Annotated in this window: 14 protein-coding genes and 3 pseudogenes; 10 read left to right on the top strand and 7 right to left on the bottom strand. The window is 65.0% G+C overall.

From position 1 onward, the window contains the following. Nucleotides 1-8 precede the first annotated feature (8 nt). The 3 genes from CUR85_RS01685 (at nucleotide 9) to CUR85_RS01695 (ending at nucleotide 2,372) form a co-directional block, all read left to right on the top strand. Complete coding sequence (locus CUR85_RS01685) at nucleotides 9-1,160, top strand: amidohydrolase (protein WP_067267487.1); 1,152 nt, start codon at nucleotides 9-11, stop codon at nucleotides 1,158-1,160. 85 nt (nucleotides 1,161-1,245) lie between these two features. Continuing rightward, nucleotides 1,246-1,989, top strand: a complete 744-nt coding sequence (locus tag CUR85_RS01690; RefSeq protein ID WP_067267488.1) for a rhomboid family intramembrane serine protease — start codon at nucleotides 1,246-1,248, stop codon at nucleotides 1,987-1,989. After that, nucleotides 1,986-2,372: a GFA family protein gene (locus CUR85_RS01695; protein WP_067267489.1), complete on the top strand. Its 387-nt coding sequence runs from the start codon at nucleotides 1,986-1,988 to the stop codon at nucleotides 2,370-2,372. Before CUR85_RS01690 ends, CUR85_RS01695 begins: the two co-directional genes overlap by 4 nt. On the opposite strand, the gene CUR85_RS01700 is transcribed toward CUR85_RS01695, so the two are convergent. The 3 genes and pseudogenes from CUR85_RS01700 to CUR85_RS01710 all read right to left on the bottom strand — a co-directional run bounded on the left by CUR85_RS01700 (nucleotide 2,369) and on the right by CUR85_RS01710 (nucleotide 6,965). Next, the gene (locus CUR85_RS01700; RefSeq protein WP_067267491.1) at nucleotides 2,369-3,460 is read right to left on the bottom strand and encodes a DUF2235 domain-containing protein; all 1,092 of its coding nucleotides are present in this window, start codon (nucleotides 3,458-3,460) and stop codon (nucleotides 2,369-2,371) included. The two genes, CUR85_RS01695 and CUR85_RS01700, sit on opposite strands and share 4 nt — an antisense overlap. Continuing rightward, a pseudogene (locus CUR85_RS01705) lies at nucleotides 3,438-5,734 on the bottom strand (xanthine dehydrogenase family protein molybdopterin-binding subunit). The gene CUR85_RS01700 and the pseudogene CUR85_RS01705 overlap by 23 nt, the downstream one beginning before the upstream one ends. Before the next feature lie 70 nt (nucleotides 5,735-5,804). Continuing rightward, entirely contained in the window at nucleotides 5,805-6,965 is a 1,161-nt protein-coding gene (locus tag CUR85_RS01710; protein ID WP_067267495.1) for a type III PLP-dependent enzyme, read from the bottom strand. A 100-nt stretch (nucleotides 6,966-7,065) separates the two neighbouring features. Between CUR85_RS01710 and CUR85_RS01715 the strand changes: the two genes are divergently transcribed. After that, nucleotides 7,066-7,506, top strand: coding sequence for an Lrp/AsnC family transcriptional regulator (locus tag CUR85_RS01715; RefSeq protein WP_067267498.1), 441 nt, complete (start codon nucleotides 7,066-7,068; stop codon nucleotides 7,504-7,506). A 90-nt stretch (nucleotides 7,507-7,596) separates the two neighbouring features. Continuing rightward, nucleotides 7,597-10,528, top strand: a pseudogene (locus CUR85_RS01720) (valine--tRNA ligase). 401 nt (nucleotides 10,529-10,929) lie between these two features. Here CUR85_RS01720 and CUR85_RS01725 read toward each other — a convergent pair. Beyond that, a complete protein-coding gene (locus CUR85_RS01725) occupies nucleotides 10,930-11,721 on the bottom strand; it encodes a crotonase/enoyl-CoA hydratase family protein (protein WP_067264668.1) in 792 nt (263 codons plus the stop codon). On the opposite strand from CUR85_RS01725, the gene CUR85_RS01730 reads away from it, so the two are divergent. After that, the gene (locus CUR85_RS01730) at nucleotides 11,720-12,943 is read left to right on the top strand and encodes a pyridoxal phosphate-dependent aminotransferase (RefSeq protein WP_280321257.1); all 1,224 of its coding nucleotides are present in this window, start codon (nucleotides 11,720-11,722) and stop codon (nucleotides 12,941-12,943) included. The two genes, CUR85_RS01725 and CUR85_RS01730, sit on opposite strands and share 2 nt — an antisense overlap. Here CUR85_RS01730 and CUR85_RS01735 read toward each other — a convergent pair. Next, entirely contained in the window at nucleotides 12,940-14,148 is a 1,209-nt protein-coding gene (locus CUR85_RS01735) for a pyridoxal-phosphate-dependent aminotransferase family protein (protein ID WP_067265146.1), read from the bottom strand. The genes CUR85_RS01730 and CUR85_RS01735 overlap by 4 nt on opposite strands. A gap of 233 nt (nucleotides 14,149-14,381) precedes the next feature. Between CUR85_RS01735 and CUR85_RS01740 the strand changes: the two are divergent. Then, nucleotides 14,382-16,237 (top strand): annotated as a pseudogene (locus CUR85_RS01740) (ABC transporter ATP-binding protein). Between the two features lie 32 nt (nucleotides 16,238-16,269). Here CUR85_RS01740 and CUR85_RS01745 read toward each other — a convergent pair. Continuing rightward, nucleotides 16,270-16,953, bottom strand: a complete 684-nt coding sequence (locus CUR85_RS01745) for a TIGR04283 family arsenosugar biosynthesis glycosyltransferase (protein ID WP_067265152.1) — start codon at nucleotides 16,951-16,953, stop codon at nucleotides 16,270-16,272. Nucleotides 16,954-17,017: 64 nt separating this feature from the next. On the opposite strand from CUR85_RS01745, the gene ygfZ reads away from it, so the two are divergent. After that, nucleotides 17,018-17,764, top strand: a complete 747-nt coding sequence (gene ygfZ / locus CUR85_RS01750) for a CAF17-like 4Fe-4S cluster assembly/insertion protein YgfZ (RefSeq protein ID WP_067265154.1) — start codon at nucleotides 17,018-17,020, stop codon at nucleotides 17,762-17,764. A gap of 86 nt (nucleotides 17,765-17,850) precedes the next feature. On the opposite strand, the gene efp is transcribed toward ygfZ, so the two are convergent. Further along, nucleotides 17,851-18,414 carry an elongation factor P gene (gene efp / locus CUR85_RS01755; RefSeq protein WP_067265157.1) on the bottom strand — a complete coding sequence of 188 codons (564 nt, stop codon included), beginning with the start codon at nucleotides 18,412-18,414 and terminating at the stop codon, nucleotides 17,851-17,853. A 221-nt stretch (nucleotides 18,415-18,635) separates the two neighbouring features. On the opposite strand from efp, the gene CUR85_RS01760 reads away from it, so the two are divergent. Next, nucleotides 18,636-18,956: a DUF6280 family protein gene (locus CUR85_RS01760; RefSeq protein ID WP_007120494.1), complete on the top strand. Its 321-nt coding sequence runs from the start codon at nucleotides 18,636-18,638 to the stop codon at nucleotides 18,954-18,956. Nucleotides 18,957-19,084: 128 nt separating this feature from the next. Next, nucleotides 19,085-20,542, top strand: coding sequence for a cobyric acid synthase (locus tag CUR85_RS01765; RefSeq protein ID WP_067265160.1), 1,458 nt, complete (start codon nucleotides 19,085-19,087; stop codon nucleotides 20,540-20,542). The last annotated feature ends 8 nt before the right edge of the window (nucleotides 20,543-20,550 follow it).

Raw genomic sequence — 20,550 nt, forward strand, 5'->3', positions numbered from 1 at the left:
GGAGCGCCATGCTGACGAACCGCGATATCGAAGAGTTGACGCAGTTTCGCAGGGCGCTCCACCAATACCCCGAGATCTCGGGCGAGGAAGTGGAGACCGCCCGAACCATCGCGGCGGAACTGGAAAAGCTCGCGCCTACGCGCATCCTCACCGGCCTTGGCGGGAATGGGGTGGCGGCGGTTTTCGATAGCGGCAACCCCGGCCCCACGGTGCTCTTCCGCGCGGAACTCGACGCCCTGCCGATCCCCGAGGAACATGACATTCCTTGGGTCTCTAAGGTGCCGGGCAAGTCCCACGTCTGCGGCCACGACGGTCATATGACCATGCTCTTGGCGCTCGGTCGGATGATCGGGCGCCGCCCCGTCGCAAAGGGCCGCGTGGTGCTGATGTTCCAACCGGCCGAGGAGGACGGCAGCGGCGCGCGGGCGGTGGTGAACGACCCCACCTATGCCGAGATCGCTGCCGATTACGCCTTTGCCATCCATGTCGAGCCGGGCCGCCCCTTTGGCCATGTCGACACCGCGCCCGCGCTGATCAACTGCGCCTCGAAAGGCATCTCCATCGCCCTGCACGGCAAGACCGCCCATGCCGCCAGCCCCGAGGATGGCACCTCCCCCGCCCTTGCGCTGGCCGAGTTGATCCCGGCGCTGCAAGCGCTCGGCCCCGGCGGGCCGCTTGACGATGACTTCCGTCTCGTCACCCTCACCCATCTGCGCATGGGCGAGCCGACCTTTGGCGTCGCCCCTGGCGAAGCGGCGCTCTATGCCACCCTGCGCAGCACCCGCGACGATGCGCTGGCCGAGATCGAAGTGGCCCTGCACGCCGAAGTCGCCCGCGTGACCGAGGCCCATGGGCTGACGGCAGCTTTCGCGGAATCAGACCATTTCGCCGCCTCCATCAACCACCCCGAAGCCTACGCGATCGCCGCCGCGGCGATGGACGCGCTTGGCGTGTCGCACGGGCAGAAAAACTTGCCGATGCGCGCCTCCGAGGATTTCGGCCTGTTCGGGCGCGATGCCAAGGCCGCGATGCTCTGCCTTGGCCCCGGCGAGGGCTACGCCGCCCTGCACAATCCCGATTACGATTTCCCCGATGATCTGATCCCCTTAGGCGCCGGTATTTTTGAGCGGATCGCACGGGATTTGCTCGGTTCCGCTTGACAGAAGCCCCCGCGGGCGCAGCTAAGGGCATGACGATCCCCCGCGCCGCTTGACGCTGCGGACGACTTGGCAAAGGCTGGCCCGCATGTTCCCGATCCGCGATCACAACCCCTCGGGCCGAACGCCCTTCGTCACCTATGGGCTGATGGCGCTCAACATTGGGGTGTTCCTGTCGTCCCTGTCGCTGATGGCGGATGAGCGCGCCTTGGCCGAGTTTTACTACAGCTACGCCCTGCTGCCCGCGCGGCTGAGCCATGGGGAGGGGTATTTCGGCCTCATCACCTCGCAATTTCTGCATGGCGGCTGGATGCATCTGGCGGGTAACATGCTGTTTTTGTGGATATTCGGCGACAATGTCGAAGATGAGATGGGCCATGGGCGCTATCTGCTGTTCTACCTTGCCTGCGGCATCGCCGCGGGTCTGGGCCAAGTCGTGACAGAACCGCTCTCATGGGTGCCTATGGTCGGGGCCTCGGGCGCGATTGCGGGGGTGATGGGAGGCTACCTGCTGCTCTTCCCCCGTGCCAAGGTCGACATTCTGGTGATCTTTATCGTGTTTTTCCGCATCTTCGCGATCCCGGCGTGGATCATGCTGGGCCTGTGGTTCGGCATGCAATTCATTGGCGGGATCGGGGCCACGCCGGGCACCGGCGGGGTGGCCTATTGGGCCCATGCGGGCGGGTTCATCGCGGGGCTGCTGCTGACCTTGCCGCTCTGGCTGCGGCGGGGCGGCTTTGCCTTTTGGCGGCAAACCCACGGCCATCCGCCCCATGCCGCCGCAGACTATGACCTGAGCGAAAGTCGCATTCCGAAAGTGAGACGCAAATGACCGAAACCTCCGAAACCCGCCGCGCCTCTTGCCACTGCGGGGCCGTGGTGATCGAAGCGCTGTTTCCGCGCGGTCTGGCCTCGGCCGCGCGCTGCACCTGCTCCTTTTGCCGCCGCCGCGGCGCCGCCACGGTAACGGCTCCGGTCGAGACGGTGACCGTGTTGAAAGGGGCCGAGAACCTCACGCTCTACACTTGGGGCACGCATACGGCGCAGCACTATTTCTGTAAGACCTGCGGCATCTACACCCACCACCGCCGCCGCTCGAACCCCGATGAATGCGGCGTGAACCTTGGTGCGATCGAAGGGGTCCTGCCTTGGGAGATGGAGCCGCTGCCCTATAGCGATGGCATCAACCACCCTTCGGACCGCGACCCCGGTTAGAGGCTGGAAATCACCCCCTGCATCCGGGCCAGCAACCCCGGTTGTGGCGCGGCTTGTTCGCGGCGCTGCTCCACGCTTTCGTGCAGCCGCTCGGACGGGTCCGCGCCCACCACCCGGCGGCGGCGGGTCACCAGCATCTTGCCATAGCCGCGCCAGCGCCCGATGGAGGGCGCGGCGGGATCTTGATCGAACCGCGTGGCCCAACCTGCGGGCAGTGGCAGGCCGCTTTCCTCCATCCGCGACAGCAGCCAGACCAGCGGGATATTGGCCAAGGGGCGCGCGGCCTCATGCCCGCCCAACTGGCCGCCCACGTCGCCATGGGTGCCGGGGAACCAGACCTGCTCAAGCCGCCCGTCATAGCCCTCGGGCGTGGTCCATAGCACCGGGGCATAGGCGACGCGGGTCTCGTTCAGGGCCAGCGCCTGAAAGCCGTTCTTCACGTTGCGGCTCAGGTCGTGGTTGTGGAACATATGCAGCGGCTGCGAGAACCGCCAGAACAGCGGCGCGTTGAGTCCCAGCGACTTGACCGTATCCCAAACGCCAATCGCCTCGATCTCAACCTCGGGGTGGCAGTTGGCCCGGGCAAAGAGTTCGCCCGCCTTACTCAGATGATGCGCCTCATAATGGCGGTAAACATCGCGGATGTTACGCTCTGTCGCCACCTCGGCGCGCAGAAGCCCCACCCGGTCGATCACCCCGGCGAGGGAGCGTACCGCATAGCCGCCGCGCGAATAGCCCAGCAGGAAAATCCGATCTCCGGGTCGGTAGCGCGAGGCGAGATATCCATAGGCGCGGCGGATTTGCCGGTTGATCCCGCGGCCCAAGATCACATCCATAGCGCTGCGCCAATCGCGCCATTGCAGCCCCGGCTCGTAATAGATCGACAGGGCGCTGCCCATCTCGCGGCAGAGGCCATAGGCAATGCCCGCATTGGTCTCGCGCCCCAGTTCGAGCGAGGACATGGTCCCGTCGAGGATGATAACATGGGTCACCGCCCCCCGGCGCGGGCCGAAGTCGCTTTCAGGCCGCCGCCAGAACCGCCCGAAGAGCCGTTGGAACAGGGTTTTACTCGGCTGCGATTGCGGCACCTTGCAGCATCTCCCAGACCCGGTGCGGGGTGAACGGCATATCTGCCTGCCGCACGCCGCGTTCCCACAGGGCATCTTGCACCGCATTCGACACCGCCGCCAAGGCGCCAACGGTGCCCGCCTCCCCGCAGCCCTTCATGCCCATGACATTGGCCGTGGAGGGCACCGGTTCGGAGGTGAAGGAGATCATCGGCAGATCGGCCGCGCGGGGCATGGCGTAATCCATGAAGGTGGCGGTCAAAAGCTGGCCGTCCTCGTCATAGACCACCCGCTCCTGCACCGCTTGGCCAATGCCCTGCGCCACACCGCCATGGACTTGCCCCTCGGCCAGCATCGGGTTGATCAGATTGCCGAAATCGTCGACCACCGTGTAACGGTCGAGCGTCACCACCCCGGTTTCGGGGTCGATCACCACCTCGGCCACATGCGCCCCGTTGGGATAGCTGCGCCCCGGCAGGCTGGCGCGTTCGTGATGGCTCAGCAGATCGTCCCGGCCCTTGGCGCGGGCCATCTCGGCCACCTCAAGCATGGTCGGGCTGATGTTCGACCCTTCCGCGCGAAAGCGTTCGTCGTCAAAGGTGATATCCGCAGCAGCGACGCCCAACTCTTCGGCCAGAAAGGCGGTGAAGACTTCGGTGATCTTCGCCACTGTGGCCAAGGTCGCCGTATTCTGCGTGGTGACCGAGCGCGAACCGCCGGTGCCGCCACCCTTCTTGATCAGATCGCTGTCGCCCTGCACCACGTCGATCCGCTCGGCGGGGATGCCAGTCTGATCCGAGAGGAACTGCGCATAGACCGTCTCATGCCCCTGCCCATTGCTTTGGGTGCCGACATAGATCGTCACCCGGCCATCGCCCTCGAAAACCACTTTGGCCCCTTCGGAGGGATCGCCCAAAATGCTCTCGATATAGTAACACAGCCCCTGACCGCGCAGCAGGCCGCGCTTGGCATCCGCCGCCCGGCGCGCGGCAAAACCGTCGCGGTCGGCCTCTTGCCCCACACGGGCCAGCAGCCGCGCGAAATCGCCCACGTCGTAAAGCTCGCCCGTGGCAGTGGTATAGGGGAATTGCTCAGGCTTGATGAAGTTGATCCGCCGCAACTCCCACGGATCGACGCCCAACTCACGCGCCGCACGGTCCATCAGCCGCTCCAGCACATAGATCGCTTCGGGCCGTCCGGCCCCACGGTAGGCGTCGACCTGCACGGTGTTGGTGTAGAACCCTTCGACATGCAGATAGGTGTCTTGCACGTCATAGACGCCCATCAAGACCTTGGAGAAGAGCTGCGACTGGATCGGCTGGCCGAACTGGCTGTTATAAGCCCCAAGGTTGCAGCGTGTATCGACACGGTAGGCGGTGATCTTGTGGTTTTCGTCAAAGGCAAACTCGGCCCAAGACAACAGATCGCGCCCCCCGTTGTCGGTGAGCATGGCTTCGGTCCGCTCCGACATCCAGCGCACCGGACGGCCCAGCGCCCGCGCGGCTTGGGCCACGCAGAAATACTCCGGGTAGGTCATCGCCTTCATGCCGAACCCACCGCCCACATCGGGATTGGTCACGCGCACCGCGTCTTCGGGCAGGCCGAAGGCTTTGGTCAGAAACCCCTTATGCGCCCAGACGCCCTGCCCGCCCAGCGCCACATGCAACCGGCCCTCTGTCCATTCGGCATAGCAGCCACGCGGCTCCATGGAGTTGACGATGATACGATTATCCCCCACCTCCAGCTTGACGCGATGGGCGGCCTTGGCAAAAGCCGCCTCGACCTTGGCCTCATCGCCCATATGCCAGTCAAAGGCGCGGTTGTCGGGGGCCTCTGCATGCAGGGTCTCACCGCCCTGGGCGACATCCATCTTGGCGGGCAGATCGTCAGCGTCGAAAAGGATCATCTCCGCCGCGTCGCGGGCCTGTTGCAAACTCTCGGCCACCACCAGCGCCACCGGCTCGCCCACATAGCGCACGCGGTCCTTGGCCAGCATCGGACGCAGCGGTGCCGCCCCTTTGCTGCCATCACGGTTGTCGACGACCGTATGCGGCAGGGCGATATTCAGTCCCGCCGCCTCCAGATCGGCGCAGGTCAGCACCAGATGCACGCCATCCGCCGCGCGGGCATCGTCTACGTCCAACTCAGTGATCACCCCATGGGCCACGGGCGCGCGGAAAAAAACGCCATGCAGCGCCTCGGCGGGGCGATATCATCAACATAGCGGCCCGCACCGGTCAGGAAGCGGTGGTCTTCCACCCGTTTGACCGGCTGGCTTTTCCCGAACTTTTCCATCTGACACCGCCCTTGCTGCCCTGCCTCTTTCAGCGCAACAGTAGCGGGCGCGCCGCCAGTGTCCAGAGGCTCAGGCCGCCTTGCGGGTAAGCGCGCCTTCAAGGCTTGAGACCAGTGTCACCCCTGCCAACCCATAGCCGTTGAAGGCGGTCGACATGGCGATGGAATAGGCCCCCATGCCGCCGAACAAGAGGTAATCCCCGGTTTGCGCATCTTCGGGCAGCGGCAGCCCATCGGGCAGACGGTCCAGCGAATCGCAGGTCGGGCCGAAGACCACGCGCGGCTTGGCTGCCCCCTGACGCCGCATGCCATCGGGGCCGACCACATCGACAAGCCCCGAAAGCCCCATGTCGCGCAGATCAGGCAGCCCGCCATAGATACCATCGTTCAGAAAGACAGTCCGCCCGTCGTTGCGCATCCCCTTGATGCGGGTGGCCAACACGGCGGCATCGGCCACCATCGCACGGCCCGGCTCGCAGAGCAGCGCAGGCGCACCCGCGCCAAAGCTCTCGGCCAGCGCCGCTTTGACGGCGGCAAAGACGGCTCGGTGGTCCGGCGCGTCAAACCCACGGTCCACGGCGAAGCCCCCGCCGATGTTCAGCCGGTCGATCGAGACACCGGCCATGCGCAGAATATCCGCCGCCGCATGGACATATTGCACCCAAGCCTGCGGATCGTTGCACTGCGTGCCGGGGTGGAAACACATCGACGGCGTGAACCCCATCTCGACAACCGCGCGCAACAGCACCGCCGCCTCTTCAGGGACCGCGCCGAATTTTGAGCCGAAGTCATAGGCCGCGCCCTTCACCGGCAAGGCAAAGCGCACCGCCACCTCATTGTCGCGCGGCACGTCGCGCAGCTTGGCCAGTTCCGACATGTCGTCGACCGACCAGCTATAGACCCGCGCCGCGATCCCGGCCTCCACCTCGGAGGTCGAGCGCACGGGGTTGTTGTAATGCAGCACCGCCTGCGGGCAGACCGCCCGCACCGCCGCCATCTCTGCCGGAGAGGCGACATCGAAGGTGGTGATCCCTGCCGCGACAAGGTTCGACAGCACCTCCGCCCGGTCGTTCGCCTTGATCGCATAGGTCACCAGCCCGTCGAAATCCGCCTGAAACCGCCGCGCGGTGGCTTGCAGCACCGAAGGGGCCAGAAACAACGCCGGCGCGTCGGGGCGGTGTTTCGCCAGATAGGCTGTGGGCGTGTCGGAAAGGGGAGTGATATGCTGCATGGGGGCCTCTTCACTGCTTTTCCCCAGTGAAGCGCGAATTTTGGTCGATTCATCGTGTCATACCGCCTAAAGTGATGCGAACTTTGGGCGAAGTGACAGCATGACGGCACAACTTGACGATACCGACCGCGCTTTGATCGCGGCGCTGCAATCCAATGCTCGCCAGCCGGTCGCCGATCTGGCGCGCGGCCTTGGCCTTGCCCGCACCACCGTTCAAGCCCGGCTGGAACGGTTGGAACGCGGCGGCGCCATCCTCGGCTATACGCTGCGTTTGGGCGAAGCGGCCCGCGCGCCGCTACATGCCACGGCGCTGGTCAATATCGAGCTGCGCGCAGGCCCCGCGGTTTTAGCGCGGCTGCGCAGCCTGCCTGCGGTGCAGGTGGTGCATACCACCTCGGGCCGCTTTGACCTACTGGTGCAGATCGCGGCGCAAACCACGCAGGAGTTGGACGAGACCCTCGACCGCATTGGCGAGACGCGCGGCGTCAAGGGCAGTGAGAGCCTGATCCACCTCAGCACCAAGATCGACCGCAGCGGCTGAGCCCTGCCCCCGCGCCTCAAGCCCCTGTCAGGGGTCTTTCCCTTACCGCGCCAGAGCGCTAAACGGGGCGCAACAAAAGGGATCATGACCATGGCACTCGAAAAGACCTTCAACGCCGCCGAGGCGGAAAGCCGCATCTACGCCGATTGGGAGACCAAGGGCGCGTTCAAAGCGGGCGCGAATGCGCAGCGGGACGCGCATTTCTCGGTGATGATCCCGCCGCCGAATGTCACCGGCTCGCTGCACATGGGCCATGCCTTCAACAACACGCTACAGGATATCCTCGTGCGCTGGCACCGGATGCAGGGTTTCGACACGCTGTGGCAGCCGGGTCAGGACCACGCGGGGATTGCCACGCAGATGGTGGTGGAACGCGAATTGGCCGCCACCGGCCAGCCCGGCCGCCGCGAGCTGGGCCGCGAGGCTTTCACCGCCAAGGTCTGGGAGCAAAAGCAGAAATCCGGCGGCACGATCATCGACCAGCTGCGCCGTCTGGGTGCCTCCTGCGACTGGTCGCGCAACGCCTTCACCATGTCCGGCGCGCCCGGCGCCCCGAGGGCGAGGAAGGCAACTTCCACGATGCCGTGATCAAGGTCTTCGTGGACATGTACAACAAGGGGCTGATCTACCGCGGCAAGCGGCTGGTCAACTGGGATCCGCATTTCGAGACCGCGATCTCCGACCTCGAGGTCGAGAGCACCGAGGTCGACGGCCACATGTGGCACTTCAAATACCCCCTCGCGGGCGGTGAAACCTATACCTATGTGGAGAAGGACGAAGACGGCAACGTGCTCTTCGAGGAAGAGCGCGACTATATTTCCATCGCCACCACCCGGCCCGAGACCATGCTGGGCGACGGTGCTGTTGCAGTTCATCCATCAGATGCGCGTTACGCCTCAATCGTCGGTAAACTTTGCGAAATTCCCGTTGGCCCGAAAGAGCAGCGCCGCCTCATTCCGATCATCACCGACGAATATCCGGACAAGAACTTCGGCTCGGGCGCGGTGAAGATCACCGGTGCGCATGACTTCAACGACTACGGCGTCGCCAAGCGCAACAACATCCCGCTCTACGCGCTGATGGACACCCAAGGCCGGATGCGCGCCGATGGCTTGCCCTACGATCAGGCCGCCGCCCGCGCGCAGGCCATCGCCGAGGGCTCCGAAGCCGCGCCCGAGGACGCAACCGAGATCAACCTGGTTCCGGAAGCCTACCGTGGCCTCGATCGTTTCGAGGCCCGCAAGCGCGTGGTCGAAGACGTGACAGCCGAAGGCCTCGCCGTGATGACCGAGGCGACCGATCCCCGCCTTGGCCGCGCCGCCAAGAAGGCCCCGTCGAGCCCGGCGAGGGCGGCGAGATGCGCACCGAGGAAGAGAACCTCGTGCCGCTAGTGGAGGCCAAGAAGATCATGCAGCCCTTCGGCGACCGCTCCAAGGTGGTGATCGAGCCGATGCTGACCGACCAGTGGTTCGTCGCCACCGACAAGATCGTGCAGCCCGCCATCGACGCCGTGCGCTCGGGAGAAGTGACGATCCTGCCCGAACAGGACCGCAAGGTGTATTTCCATTGGCTTGAGAACATCGAGCCGTGGTGCATTTCGCGTCAGCTTTGGTGGGGCCATCAGATCCCGGTGTGGTTCGACGACGAGGGCAACGAATATTGCGCCCCCACCGAGGAAGAGGCGCAGGCCATGGCGCCGGGCAAGACCCTGCGCCGCGATCCCGACGTGCTCGACACGTGGTTCTCCTCCGGCCTCTGGCCCATCGGCACGCTGGGCTGGCCCGAGCAGACGGCGGAGCTGGAAAAATACTTCCCCACCTCCGTGCTGGTCACCGGCTTCGACATCATCTTCTTCTGGGTCGCCCGGATGATGATGATGCAATATGCCGTGGTCGACCAAAAACCCTTCGACACCGTCTATGTCCACGCGCTGGTGCGCGACGAGAAGGGCAAGAAGATGTCGAAAAGCTTGGGCAATGTGCTCGATCCGCTGGAGCTGATCGACGACTACGGCGCCGACGCCGTGCGCTTCACCCTGACCTCGATGGCGGCGATGGGGCGCGATCTGAAGCTCTCGACGCAGCGCATCGCGGGCTACCGCAACTTCGGCACCAAGCTGTGGAACGCGCATCGCTTTGCCGAGATGAACGGCGTGTTTGAGGCCATGCCCGCCGCCTTGCCGCAGCCCACCGCCACGCTGAACAAGTGGATCGTGGGCGAGACCGCCCGGGTGCGCGAGGAGGTCGATGCCGCACTCGGCAACTTCCGCTTCAACGACGCGGCCAACGCGCTCTACGCCTTTGTTTGGGGCAAGGTCTGCGACTGGTATGTGGAGCTGTCGAAGCCTCTGTTGCAGGACGACGCGCCCGAGGCTGCGGAAACCCGTGCGACCATGGCTTGGGTGCTGGAGCAATGCCTGATCCTGCTTCACCCGATCATGCCCTTCATCACCGAGGAGCTCTGGCAGACCACCGCCAAGCGCGATGAGCTTCTGGCCCTCACCGATTGGCCCGCCTACACCACTGCCGATCTGCTCGATGCCGACGCGGACCGGGAGCTCAATTGGGTGATCGGCCTCATCGAGAGCATCCGCTCGGCGCGCCAGCAGATGCACGTGCCCGCCGGGCTGAAAGTGCCGATGCTGGTGACAGAGATGGACGAGGCAGCACAAGGGGCATGGGACCGCAACGAGGTGATGATCAAGCGTCTGGCGCGGGTTGAGAGCCTCGAGAAGGCCGACAGCTTCCCCAAGGGCACCGTCTCGATCGCGGCCCCGGGGGCGAGCTTCGGCCTGCCCTTGGCCGGCCTCATCGACATCGACGCCGAGAAGGCGCGTCTGCAGAAATCGCTCGACAAGCTGGGCAAGGAGATCGGTGGGCTGAAGGGGCGTTTGAACAACCCCAAGTTCGCCGCCTCCGCGCCGGAAGAGGTGGTGGCCGAAGCGCAGGCGAACCTCGCGGCGCGTCAGGAAGAGGCGGACCAATTGCAGGCGGCACTGGACCGGTTGGCGGAACTGGGCTGAGACCAACAAAGCCGGGCAGCGCCAGACCGCGGGATGGCGCTGCATAGGGGGCAGTTGGGCAGTTTATCTCCGCCGCGTTTACGCCAAGTTCGCAGGAATGCACTTCGATTGCAAAAGAGCCAGCCCGGGGGCGGTCTGGCGCTGCCCGGCGGCCTTGCGGCCTTGTTTCCGGGCTGTAGCGAGACGGGCAATCGGCGTGCTAGCCGGGGAGTGCCAGACCGCGGGTTGGCGCATCTAACGCGCCAGTTGGGCAATTTATCCCCGCAGCACTTACGCCAAGCTCACAGGACAGCACTTCGGTTGCAAAAGCGCCAGCCCGTTCGGGCGGTCTGGCGCTGCCCGGCGGCCTGCGGCCTTGATTCCGGGCTGTCAGGCGCAAGGCCAATGCCGCGCTTGCCGTCCTACTTAAACACCGCAGGCCGCTTGCCGAACTCCGCCGCGATCACCTCCATCTGCTCGGGCTTGCCCAACAGCGCCGCCTGCTCGCGCGACTCGGCCTCAAGCACATCCAAATCCGACGCCCCCGACTCCGCATAGCCAATCAACCGTTTCGCCGCCTTCACCGCGTTCGGCCCCTTCCCCGCGATCACCTGCGCCAGCTCCAACGCCGCCGCCTGCGGGTCTTCGGCGACCTCGGTCACCAGCCCCCAACGCTCGGCCTGCGTGGCCTCCACGGGCGCGGCGGTATAGGTCAACCGCCGCAACACGTCCGAGCGCACCAGCCGCGGCAGCAGCACCATACCGCCCATATCCGGCACGATGCCCCATTTCATCTCCATCACCGCGAGCTTCGTATCCGGCGCGGCAATCCGAATATCTGCCCCAAGCGCCAGCTGCATCCCGGCGCCGAAAACCACCCCATGCAGCGCCGCGATCACCGGGATTTCCAAACGGTGCCAAACCATCGACACCTCTTGCCATTTGTTCGTCGAGCCCTCGCCATGGCTGCGGGGCATGATCAGCGCCTCAACATCCTGCCCCAGCATCCCCGACAGCCCGCCAATATCAATGCCCGCGCAAAAGCCTTTGCCCTCGCCCGAGAGCAACACCACCCGGGCGTCCGAGGCCGCAACCTCCTGCCCTGCCGCGATGATCGCCTCGATCATCTCATCATCCACCGCGTTCATCTTGTCGGCGCGGGTGAGGGTGACATGGGCGATATGGTCTTCGATCCGGGTGGTGACGCGGGGCATGGCTGTTCTCCTGAATGTTTGGCGCAGTTCACCGCAGATCACCGCGCGGCACCAGCAAAACGTGGCGGCAGGTGCTGCGGCACTTGCCCTCTCACGGGCCCGCCCCTACACCTTGGCGCATGACATATGCACGCCTCACCCCCTCGCCCAACGCCTGCCCGCCAATGTCCCCTTCGTGGGCCCCGAAGCGCAGGAGCGCGTCCTTGGCCGCCCCTTCAAAGCGCGGCTTGGCGCCAATGAAAACGTCTTTGGCCCCTCGCCCCGCGCCATCGCGGCCATGGCAGAGACCGAGATGTGGAAATATGGCGATTCTGAAAGCATGGAGTTGCGCGCGGCGCTGGCCGAACTGCACGGCATCGCGCCCGAGAACATCATCGTCGGCGAAGGGATCGACGGGCTGCTGGGCTATCTCGTCCGTCTGCTGGTGGGCGAAGGCGATGCGGTGGTGACCTCCGAAGGCGCCTACCCGACCTTCAACTACCACGTCACGGGCTTTGGCGGCGTGCTGCACAGGGTGCCCTACCGCGACGATCACGAAGACCCGGCGGCGCTTTTCACCAAGGCGGCGGAGGTGGATGCCAAGCTGGTCTACCTCGCCAACCCCGACAACCCGATGGGCACTTGGCATGAGGGCGCGGCACTGGCACGCGCGCTCGACGACCTGCCCCAAGGCAGCCTGCTGTTGCTGGATGAAGCCTATATCGAATGCGCCCCCGAGGGCACCGCACCCGAACTTTCCGCCGATGACCCGCGGGTGATCCGGATGCGGACCTTCTCCAAAGCCTACGGCCTTGCCGGGGCGCGGATCGGCTATGCCATCGCCGCGCCCGAGTTGATCACCGCCTTTCACAAGGTCCGCAATCACTTTGGCCTGAACCGCGCGGCGCAGGCGGGGGCTTTGGCGGCGGTGCAGGATCAGAGCTACCTGAAAGAGGTTCAGACCAAGATCGCCGAAGCCCGCCGCCGGATCGCCCAAATCGCCGAAGAAAACGGGCTCAGCACCCTCCCCTCTGCCGCCAATTTCGTCGCGGTCGACTGTGGCCGCGATGGCGCTTTCGCCAAGGCGGTGCTCGACGCGCTGGTGGCGCGGGGGATCTTCGTGCGCATGCCCTTTGCCGCCCCGCAAAACCGCTGCATCCGCATCAGTTGCAGCACGGCGGAGGAGCTGGATCACTTCGCCGCCGCCTTGCCCGAGGCCTTAGCGGACGCGCGCGGGGCTTAAGCCCCGCCGATCACCTCCGCCGCCGCCTGCAAGGCGCCCGGCCCGTGGTCGATCTTCAGCGCCGAAAGCCCGGCTTCGATCCCGCCAAGCAGCCCCATGATCATATGGCCATTCACATGGCCCATATGGCCAAGGCGGAAGAACCCGTGCCACGCAGGTTCCCCCGGCAGGGCCATGCCCAGACCCACGCCCAGTGTGAGCCCCAAATTGCCCTGCACCCAATCGCGCAACTCGGTCGCATGGGGCGCTTGCAGCCGCAGCGCGGTGACGGCATGGCTGCGCAGGGCGCGGTCTTCGATGTTGAACCGCAGGCTGCCCTCAGCCGACCACGCCTCACAGGCCGCCCAGACCGCCCGGGCCAGCGTTTCATGGCGCTGCCAGACCTGCTCGATCCCTTCTTCATGGATGATATCGAGGGCGGCGCGCAGGCCGTAGAGGTGATGCGTCGGCGCCGTGCCGCCGTGGTATTGATAAAACTCCTGCGCATGGGCGCGCGGCGACCAGTCCCAATAGCGGCTCACGCGGGGCAGACGCGCACGGGCTTCCTCGGCCCGGTCGTTGAAAAAGACGAAGGCCATGCCCGGCGGCACCATCAGCCCTTTTTGCGAAGCGGTGACCATGACATCAACGCCCCAAGCGTCCATCTCAAAGCGCTCACAGCCCAATGACGCGATGCAATCGGCCATCAAGAGCGCGGGGTGGCCCGCCTCATCCAACAGGCGGCGCAGGCCCGGCACATCGTTGCGGACCGAGCTTGAGGTGTCCACATGCACCGCCATCACCGCCTTGATTTGGTGGCCGCTGTCGGCCTTCAGGCGTTCGGCCACCTGTGCGAGGTCGACGGGCGCGTTGCGGCCAAAGTCGAGGATATCCACCTCCGCCCCCAGCCCCGTCGCCATTTCGGCCCAGCCATGGCCGAAACGCCCCGTGGCCAGCACCAACACCCGGTCGCCGGGGGCTATGACATTGCTCAGCGCGGCTTCCCAAGCGCCGTGGCCGTTGCTGATATACATCGCCACATGACGATCTGTACGCGCCACGCGCTTCAGGTCAGCGGCCAGTGCAGGCATCATCTCGACCAACTCGCCTTCATAGATATTGGGGGCCGCGCGGTGCATCGCGCTCAGCACCGCGTCGGGCATGACCGAGGGGCCGGGAATGGCGAGGTACGAACGACCGGGGGCGAGTTTATTCTGCTTTATCATGATATTGGCTGCCGTTTTGAAAATGCGTGACCGGGGGACGGTCGCGCGCAGCTTACTGCCCGGCAGGCCGGGGTCAACACGCGATCGGACCTTAGGTAAGGCGCGCCCCCGCGCCGCCCTTCCACGCGCGCAGGCCACCCCCTGCCCGCCTTGCGCGCCCTGCGCGATGCCTTGCCCTGCCTGCGCGGCTTTCGTACACGGGATCAGACTGCCCAAAAGGATCAGGCACCGGTATGAATGATGACAGTTACACCTCCGCGCAGTTGATGCGCTGGCTTTGGCGGGACTATCTAAAGAAACACACCGGTCTGATGGCCATCGCGGTGATCTTCATGATCATCGAAGGCTCCACCTTGGGCGTGCTGGCCAAACTGATGGAGCCGATGTTTGACCGCGTCTTCGTCGGCGGCGACCGTGGGGCGCTGGTCTGGGTCGGTCTGGTGCTGGTGGCGATCTTTGCGCTGCGGGCGCTCGCCACGGTGGTGCAAAAGGTGCTGCTGACCCGCGTGGCACAGCGCACGGCGGCGGATCTGCGCATCGACCTGCTTGACCGGATGATGCAGCAAGACGGCGCCTTTCACCAAAGCCACCCGCCCGGCTTTCTGGTGCAACGCGTGCAATCGGATGTGAATGCGGTCAGCGATGTCTGGCGTGCGGTGATCACCGGCGCGGGGCGCGATCTGGTGGGGCTGGTGATCCTCATGGGCGTGGCCATCGCGATTGACCCGATCTGGGCGCTTCTGGCAATGGTCGGCGTGCCGCTGATGGTGCTGCCCGCCGCCATCGCCCAGCGTTTCGTCCGCGCCCGCTCGCGCGAGGCGCGCGATATCGGAGCCAGCCTCTCGACCCGGCTGGACGAGGTTTTCCACGGCATCGTACAAATCAAGCTCAACGCGCTGGAGGACTACCAGGCCCGCCAGTACCGCGAGTTGACCCGCACCTTTATCCGCACCGAAGTCCGTGCCGCCTTTGGCAACTCTGCGATCCCAGCGATGATCGACATCATGTCGGGCATCGGCTTCATGGCCGTGATCGTCTATGGCGGTTCCGAGATCATCGCGGGCAACAAAACCATTGGCGAGTTCATGACCTTCTTCACCTCGCTGGGGTTCATGTTCTCCCCCTGCGGCGTCTCGGGGCGATCAGCGGCCTATGGCAGATGGCCGCCGCCGCGCTGGAACGGATCAAAGAGCTGCTCGACGCGCCCCTGCACCTGCGCAGCCCGGACAAAGCGCAGGCCGCGCCCGATGGCCCGCCCGATGTGACCCTGACAGATGTCTCGCTCTCCTATGGTGACACGAAGGTGTTGAACGGCTTGGACCTGACCGCGAAAGCGGGCCAGACGACCGCACTGGTCGGGGCCTCGGGGGCGGGGAAATCGACCATCTTCAACCTGCTCACCCGGCTGGTGGACCCGCAAAGCGGCAGCGTGCGGATCGGCGGGGTCGACACCAGCGCGATGACCATACCGGACCTGCGCGGCCTCTTCTCTGTCGTGACGCAAGAGGCGCTCTTGTTCGATGAAACCCTGCGCGAAAACATCGTGCTGGGCCGCGAGAATGTCACCGATGAAGAGCTCGACCGGGTGCTGAAAGCCGCCCATGTGGCGGACTTCCTGCCGCAGTTGGAACAGGGGCTGGAAACCCGCGTGGGCCCACGCGGCTCAGCCCTGTCGGGCGGGCAGCGCCAGCGCGTGGTGATCGCCCGCGCCCTGCTGCGCGACACGCCGATCCTGCTGTTGGATGAGGCCACCAGCGCCTTGGACGCGCAATCGGAACAGGTCGTGCAGGATGCGCTTGATCGCCTCGCCAAGGGCCGCACCACCATCGTCATCGCACACCGGCTGTCGACCATCCGCAGCGCGGATAAGATCGTGGTGATGGACCGGGGCCGCGTCACCGATGAGGGCACCCATGACGAGCTGATGGAACGCGGCGGCATCTATGCCGACCTCTACCGCCTGCAATATCGAGACGGAAAGACCGTATCGGATGCCCGCGGCCTCAGCGCCCTCTCCGCGAAGAAACGCCGCGAAAGGGCGCGCCAGCCCAATCTGCTCCAGCGGATCGGGGCGGCGTTCTTTAATTGAATGCGCGGGGCGTGGGCAAACCCGCGCCCCTTTCACGAACGCCGGTAGCTTTCGGCGAGCGCCTCGGGGCTGGCCCCCATCGCATAGCGCGCCAGCGTCCAGAGGTTGCGCCCCCCGCGCCGCAGCCAGCCCTGACGGCGGTATTTCTCGGCACTGGTCACGGCGACGCCATTGAGCCGGGTCAAGCGGCCGCGCAGGGCGCGGGCGAGCGCCACATCCTCCATCAGCGGTTGATCGGGATAGCCGCCCACCGCGTCATAAAGCGCGCGGGGCAAAAGCAAACCCTGATCGCCATAGGGCAAGCCAAGAGCGCTGCGCAGGTTCGCCCAGCCCGCCACCAAACGCGGCGCCAAACCGCGCTGATCGAAGCGCAGGCGAAACCACCCCGCGCCTTCGGCTCTGTGCGCCATGTGATCCTGCACCGCATCGCTCCAGCCCGGGGCCAGCACCGTGTCGGCGTGCAGCACCAAGAGCCACGCGCCCTGCGCCGCGTCGCAGCCACGCCGCAACTGCCCGCCCCGCGAAGGCGCGCCCGAGACGACCTCAGCCCCCCAGCCTTCGGCCAGCGCGCGCGTGCCATCCGTGGAGCCGCCATCGCTCAAGATCACCTCGCGGATCAGCCCGGCCTGCAAGCCTTCGACGAGCGCGGCGAGACAAGCGGGCAGCCCCGTGGCCGCGTTGAGACTGGGAATGACGACAGAGATCGGCGCGCGCATGGTTGCCCCTTTTGGATGGCTTTGACAGGTTATATGTCATGGCCAGCAATCAAAGGACACCCGCATGACCCCGCGCCGCATTCTGCGCCTCTCCGGCCCCGACACCCGCGACTTTCTGCAAGGAATCGTGACCAATGACGTCGGCAAACTGGACCAAGGCCCGATCTATGCCGCCCTGCTGACGCCGCAGGGCAAATATATGGCCGATTTCTTTCTGATCGCCGAGGGCGAAGGCGTTCTGCTGGACGTGGATGAGAGCCTTGGCGATATGCTGACCCAGCGGCTGTCGATGTATAAACTGCGCGCAAAGGTAACAATCGCGCCCACCGATCTGCACCTGCACCGCGGCACCGGGCCTGCGCCCGACGACGCCTTAGCCGATCCGCGGCATCCCGAAATCGGCTGGCGCGCCTATCGCGACACCCCGCAAACCGAGGACGCGACCGATTGGGACGCCCTGCGCGTGGCCCATCTGATCCCCGAGACGGGGATCGAACTCACCCCCGATACCTTTATCCTTGAGGCGGGGTTCGATCGGATCAACGGGTTGGATTTCCGCAAAGGCTGCTATGTCGGCCAAGAGGTGACCGCCCGGATGAAACACAAGACCGAGTTGCGCAAAGGGCTGACCCGGGTCGAGGTCAGCGGCAGCGCCGCCCCCGGCACGGCAATCACGGCAGAGGGGAAACCCGCAGGCACGCTCTACACCCAAGCGGGCGGCCAGGCTTTGGCGCATCTGCGGTTCGACCGTGCCAAAGGCCCGATGCAGGCCGAAGGCGCAGAGGTCACTTGGCCCGGCCCTGCGACCTAAGCACCGCGCGACGCTAAAAGGCCCCCACGAAACAAAAAGCCCCGGCAAAGCCGGGGCTGATCTCCTTTACCAAAGATGACGTTGCGTCAAGCGCGTTCGACATATTCCATGGTTTCCGTGTTCACGACGATGTCTTCGTCTTGGCCCACGAAGGGCGGCACGGTGATCTTCACACCGTTGTCGAGCACGGCAGGTTTAAAGGAATTCGCCGCCGTTTGGCCCTTCACCACCGGCTCGGTTTCGGCCACTTTGCAGGTCACCTTCTGCGGCAGGGAGGCGTTCAGCGCCTCTTCCTCGTGATATTCGACCACGATCATCATGCCGTCCTGCAAGAAGGGGCGACGCTCGCCCAAAAGCTCGGCAGGCAGTTGCACCTGCTCATAGGTTTCGGTGTCCATCACCACCAGCATACCGTCGTCTTCATACAGAAATTGCTGGTCTTTTTGCTCCAAACGCACGCGCTCGACCTTGTCGGCGGAACGGAAGCGTTCGTTCAATTTGGAGCCGTTGCGCAGGTTGCGCATCTCGACTTGGGCAAAGGCGCCGCCCTTGCCGGGCTTCACGTGATCGACCTTCACAGCCGCCCAGAGGCCACCGTTATGTTCAAGGACGTTTCCGGGGCGGATCTCGTTTCCGTTAATCTTGGGCATGTGACAAAACCACGACATAAGGTTGATGATATGATGTTCGGGTCTATATCGGGAGGGATGGTCCCCTGCAAGCAGGCGTTATTCTCTGCTGCCACACCAACTAGATATGCGCAAGCTGCATGGGAGATATGCTAAATAGAGGTATCCGAATCAAAAGATATCCGTCATAAGGGCCTCCACGCCCGAATGACAAGAGCAAGAATAATCGAAAGGACGACGAGATGAAAGATTTCGTTGATGGCACCGCTTTCAACAACGAGCAAGGCAACCGCGCACGCAAGCTCTTTGCTGCTGTGGTGCTAGCTGCTTTGGATGACGCAATTGCCGATGACAAGAAATATGGCAACGGCCCGGAACAGATCGCCCGCTGGGCCCGCTCGCGCGATGGCCGCGAGGTTCTGAGCTGTGCCGGTATCGACCCCAACGAGCGGGTCGTCGAAGGTTTGATGGAATTCGTCGGCAAAGGCGTGCGGACATCCGTCGCCCTGTCGCGTGAAGAATCCGAGCGCCGCAATGCCGCGCTTCAGGCCGAAGCCGCCTAAGAGATATTCGCCAAGCGGCGCAATTGACGCAGCCTTCGGGCTGCGTTTTTTTGTGTCTGCCCCTCGGCGATGGGCTTTCCCCTGCCCCTGATTTGCGCCAATTTGCGCGAAACCAAGGGCGAGCAGACATGACCAAAGCCATCATGATCCAAGGCACCGGCAGCAATGTCGGCAAGTCGATGATCGTCGCCGGATTGATCCGCGCCTGCACCCGGCGTGGCCTGCGTGTGCGCCCTTTCAAACCGCAGAACATGTCCAACAACGCCGCCGTCACCGAAGACGGGGGCGAGATTGGCCGCGCGCAGGCGTTGCAGGCCCGCGCGGCGGGCGTGGCCCCGCATACGGATATGAACCCGGTGCTGCTGAAACCCCAAAGCGCCACGGGCGCGCAGGTGGTGGTGCAAGGCAAGATCGCAGGCCAGCAAGAGGCACGGGAATTTGGCCGCAACAAAGCCAGCCTGATGCCCGCGGTGCTGCAATCCTTTCACCGTTTGGCCGAAAGCTGCGACCTAATCGTGATCGAGGGTGCGGGCTCTCCGGCTGAGACGAACCTGCGAGCCGGCGACATCGCCAATATGGGCTTTGCACGCGCCGCCGGGGTGTCGGTGGTGCTGATGGGCGATATCGACCGCGGCGGGGTGATCGCGCAGATCGTCGGCACACAGGCCGTGCTCTCCCCCGAGGATAACGCGCTAATCCGCGGCTTTGCGGTGAACAAATTCCGCGGTGACCGCAGCCTCTTTGACGCAGGGCGCGATGACATCGCCGCGCGTACCGGCTGGCCGAGCCTTGGGGTGATCCCCTGGTTCGACGCCGCCCACCGCCTGCCCGCCGAAGACGTGATGGACCTGCCCGCCCGCGCCCGTTCAGGCGGTTCGGGCTGCGTTATCGCCGTGCCGCGCCTGCCCCGGATCGCCAATTTCGATGACCTCGACCCATTGGCCGCCGAGCCGGGCGTCGACCTGCGGATGATCATGCCGGGCAGCCCCCTGCCCGCTGACGCCGATCTGGTACTGATGGTCGGCAGTAAATCCACGATCTCCGACCTCGAAGCCTTCCGGGCCGAGGGGTGGGACATCGACCTTGCCGCCCATATCCGGCGCGGCGGCCATGTGCTGGGGCTTTGCGGTGGCTATCAGATGCTGGGCAAGACTATCACCGATCCGCAGGGGATCGAAGGCCCGGCGGCGCGGGTGGCCGGGCTGGGGCATTTGGACGTCGAAACCACGATGGCCCCGCTGAAACATCTGTCGGAAAAGTCCGGCCAGCACCCAGCCAGCGGCACCGCCCTCACCGGCTATGAGATCCATATCGGAGAGACCACCGGCCCCGACTGCGCCCGCGCGTGGCTGACTTTCGACGGCACGCCCGAGGGCGCGGCCTCCCCTTCGGGCCGGGTTCAGGGCTGCTATATGCATGGGATTTTCAGCTCGGATGCCTTCCGCCGTGCCTATCTTGGCGGCTTCGGCGTCTCCTCATCGCTGGACTTTGAATCCGGCGTCGAAGAGGCGCTGGACGCGCTGGCCGATCATGTCGAGACCTATATGGATGTCGACCTGTTCCTCTCCCTCGCGGCAGAGGTCTAGGCTGGAGA

The sequence above is a fragment of the Sulfitobacter faviae genome (assembly GCF_029870955.1).
Lineage (GTDB): Bacteria > Pseudomonadota > Alphaproteobacteria > Rhodobacterales > Rhodobacteraceae > Sulfitobacter > Sulfitobacter faviae.

Coding starts and splice junctions, on each gene's coding strand:
- CUR85_RS01685 (WP_067267487.1), top strand. CDS start 9: ATGCTGACGAACCGCGATATCGAAGAGTTGACGCAGTTTCGCAGGGCG.
- CUR85_RS01690 (WP_067267488.1), top strand. CDS start 1,246: ATGTTCCCGATCCGCGATCACAACCCCTCGGGCCGAACGCCCTTCGTC.
- CUR85_RS01695 (WP_067267489.1), top strand. CDS start 1,986: ATGACCGAAACCTCCGAAACCCGCCGCGCCTCTTGCCACTGCGGGGCC.
- CUR85_RS01710 (WP_067267495.1), bottom strand. CDS start 6,965: ATGCAGCATATCACTCCCCTTTCCGACACGCCCACAGCCTATCTGGCG.
- CUR85_RS01715 (WP_067267498.1), top strand. CDS start 7,066: ATGACGGCACAACTTGACGATACCGACCGCGCTTTGATCGCGGCGCTG.
- CUR85_RS01730 (WP_280321257.1), top strand. CDS start 11,720: ATGGCTGTTCTCCTGAATGTTTGGCGCAGTTCACCGCAGATCACCGCG.
- CUR85_RS01725 (WP_067264668.1), bottom strand. CDS start 11,721: ATGCCCCGCGTCACCACCCGGATCGAAGACCATATCGCCCATGTCACC.
- CUR85_RS01735 (WP_067265146.1), bottom strand. CDS start 14,148: ATGATAAAGCAGAATAAACTCGCCCCCGGTCGTTCGTACCTCGCCATT.
- CUR85_RS01745 (WP_067265152.1), bottom strand. CDS start 16,953: ATGCGCGCGCCGATCTCTGTCGTCATTCCCAGTCTCAACGCGGCCACG.
- ygfZ (WP_067265154.1), top strand. CDS start 17,018: ATGACCCCGCGCCGCATTCTGCGCCTCTCCGGCCCCGACACCCGCGAC.
- efp (WP_067265157.1), bottom strand. CDS start 18,414: ATGCCCAAGATTAACGGAAACGAGATCCGCCCCGGAAACGTCCTTGAA.
- CUR85_RS01760 (WP_007120494.1), top strand. CDS start 18,636: ATGAAAGATTTCGTTGATGGCACCGCTTTCAACAACGAGCAAGGCAAC.
- CUR85_RS01765 (WP_067265160.1), top strand. CDS start 19,085: ATGACCAAAGCCATCATGATCCAAGGCACCGGCAGCAATGTCGGCAAG.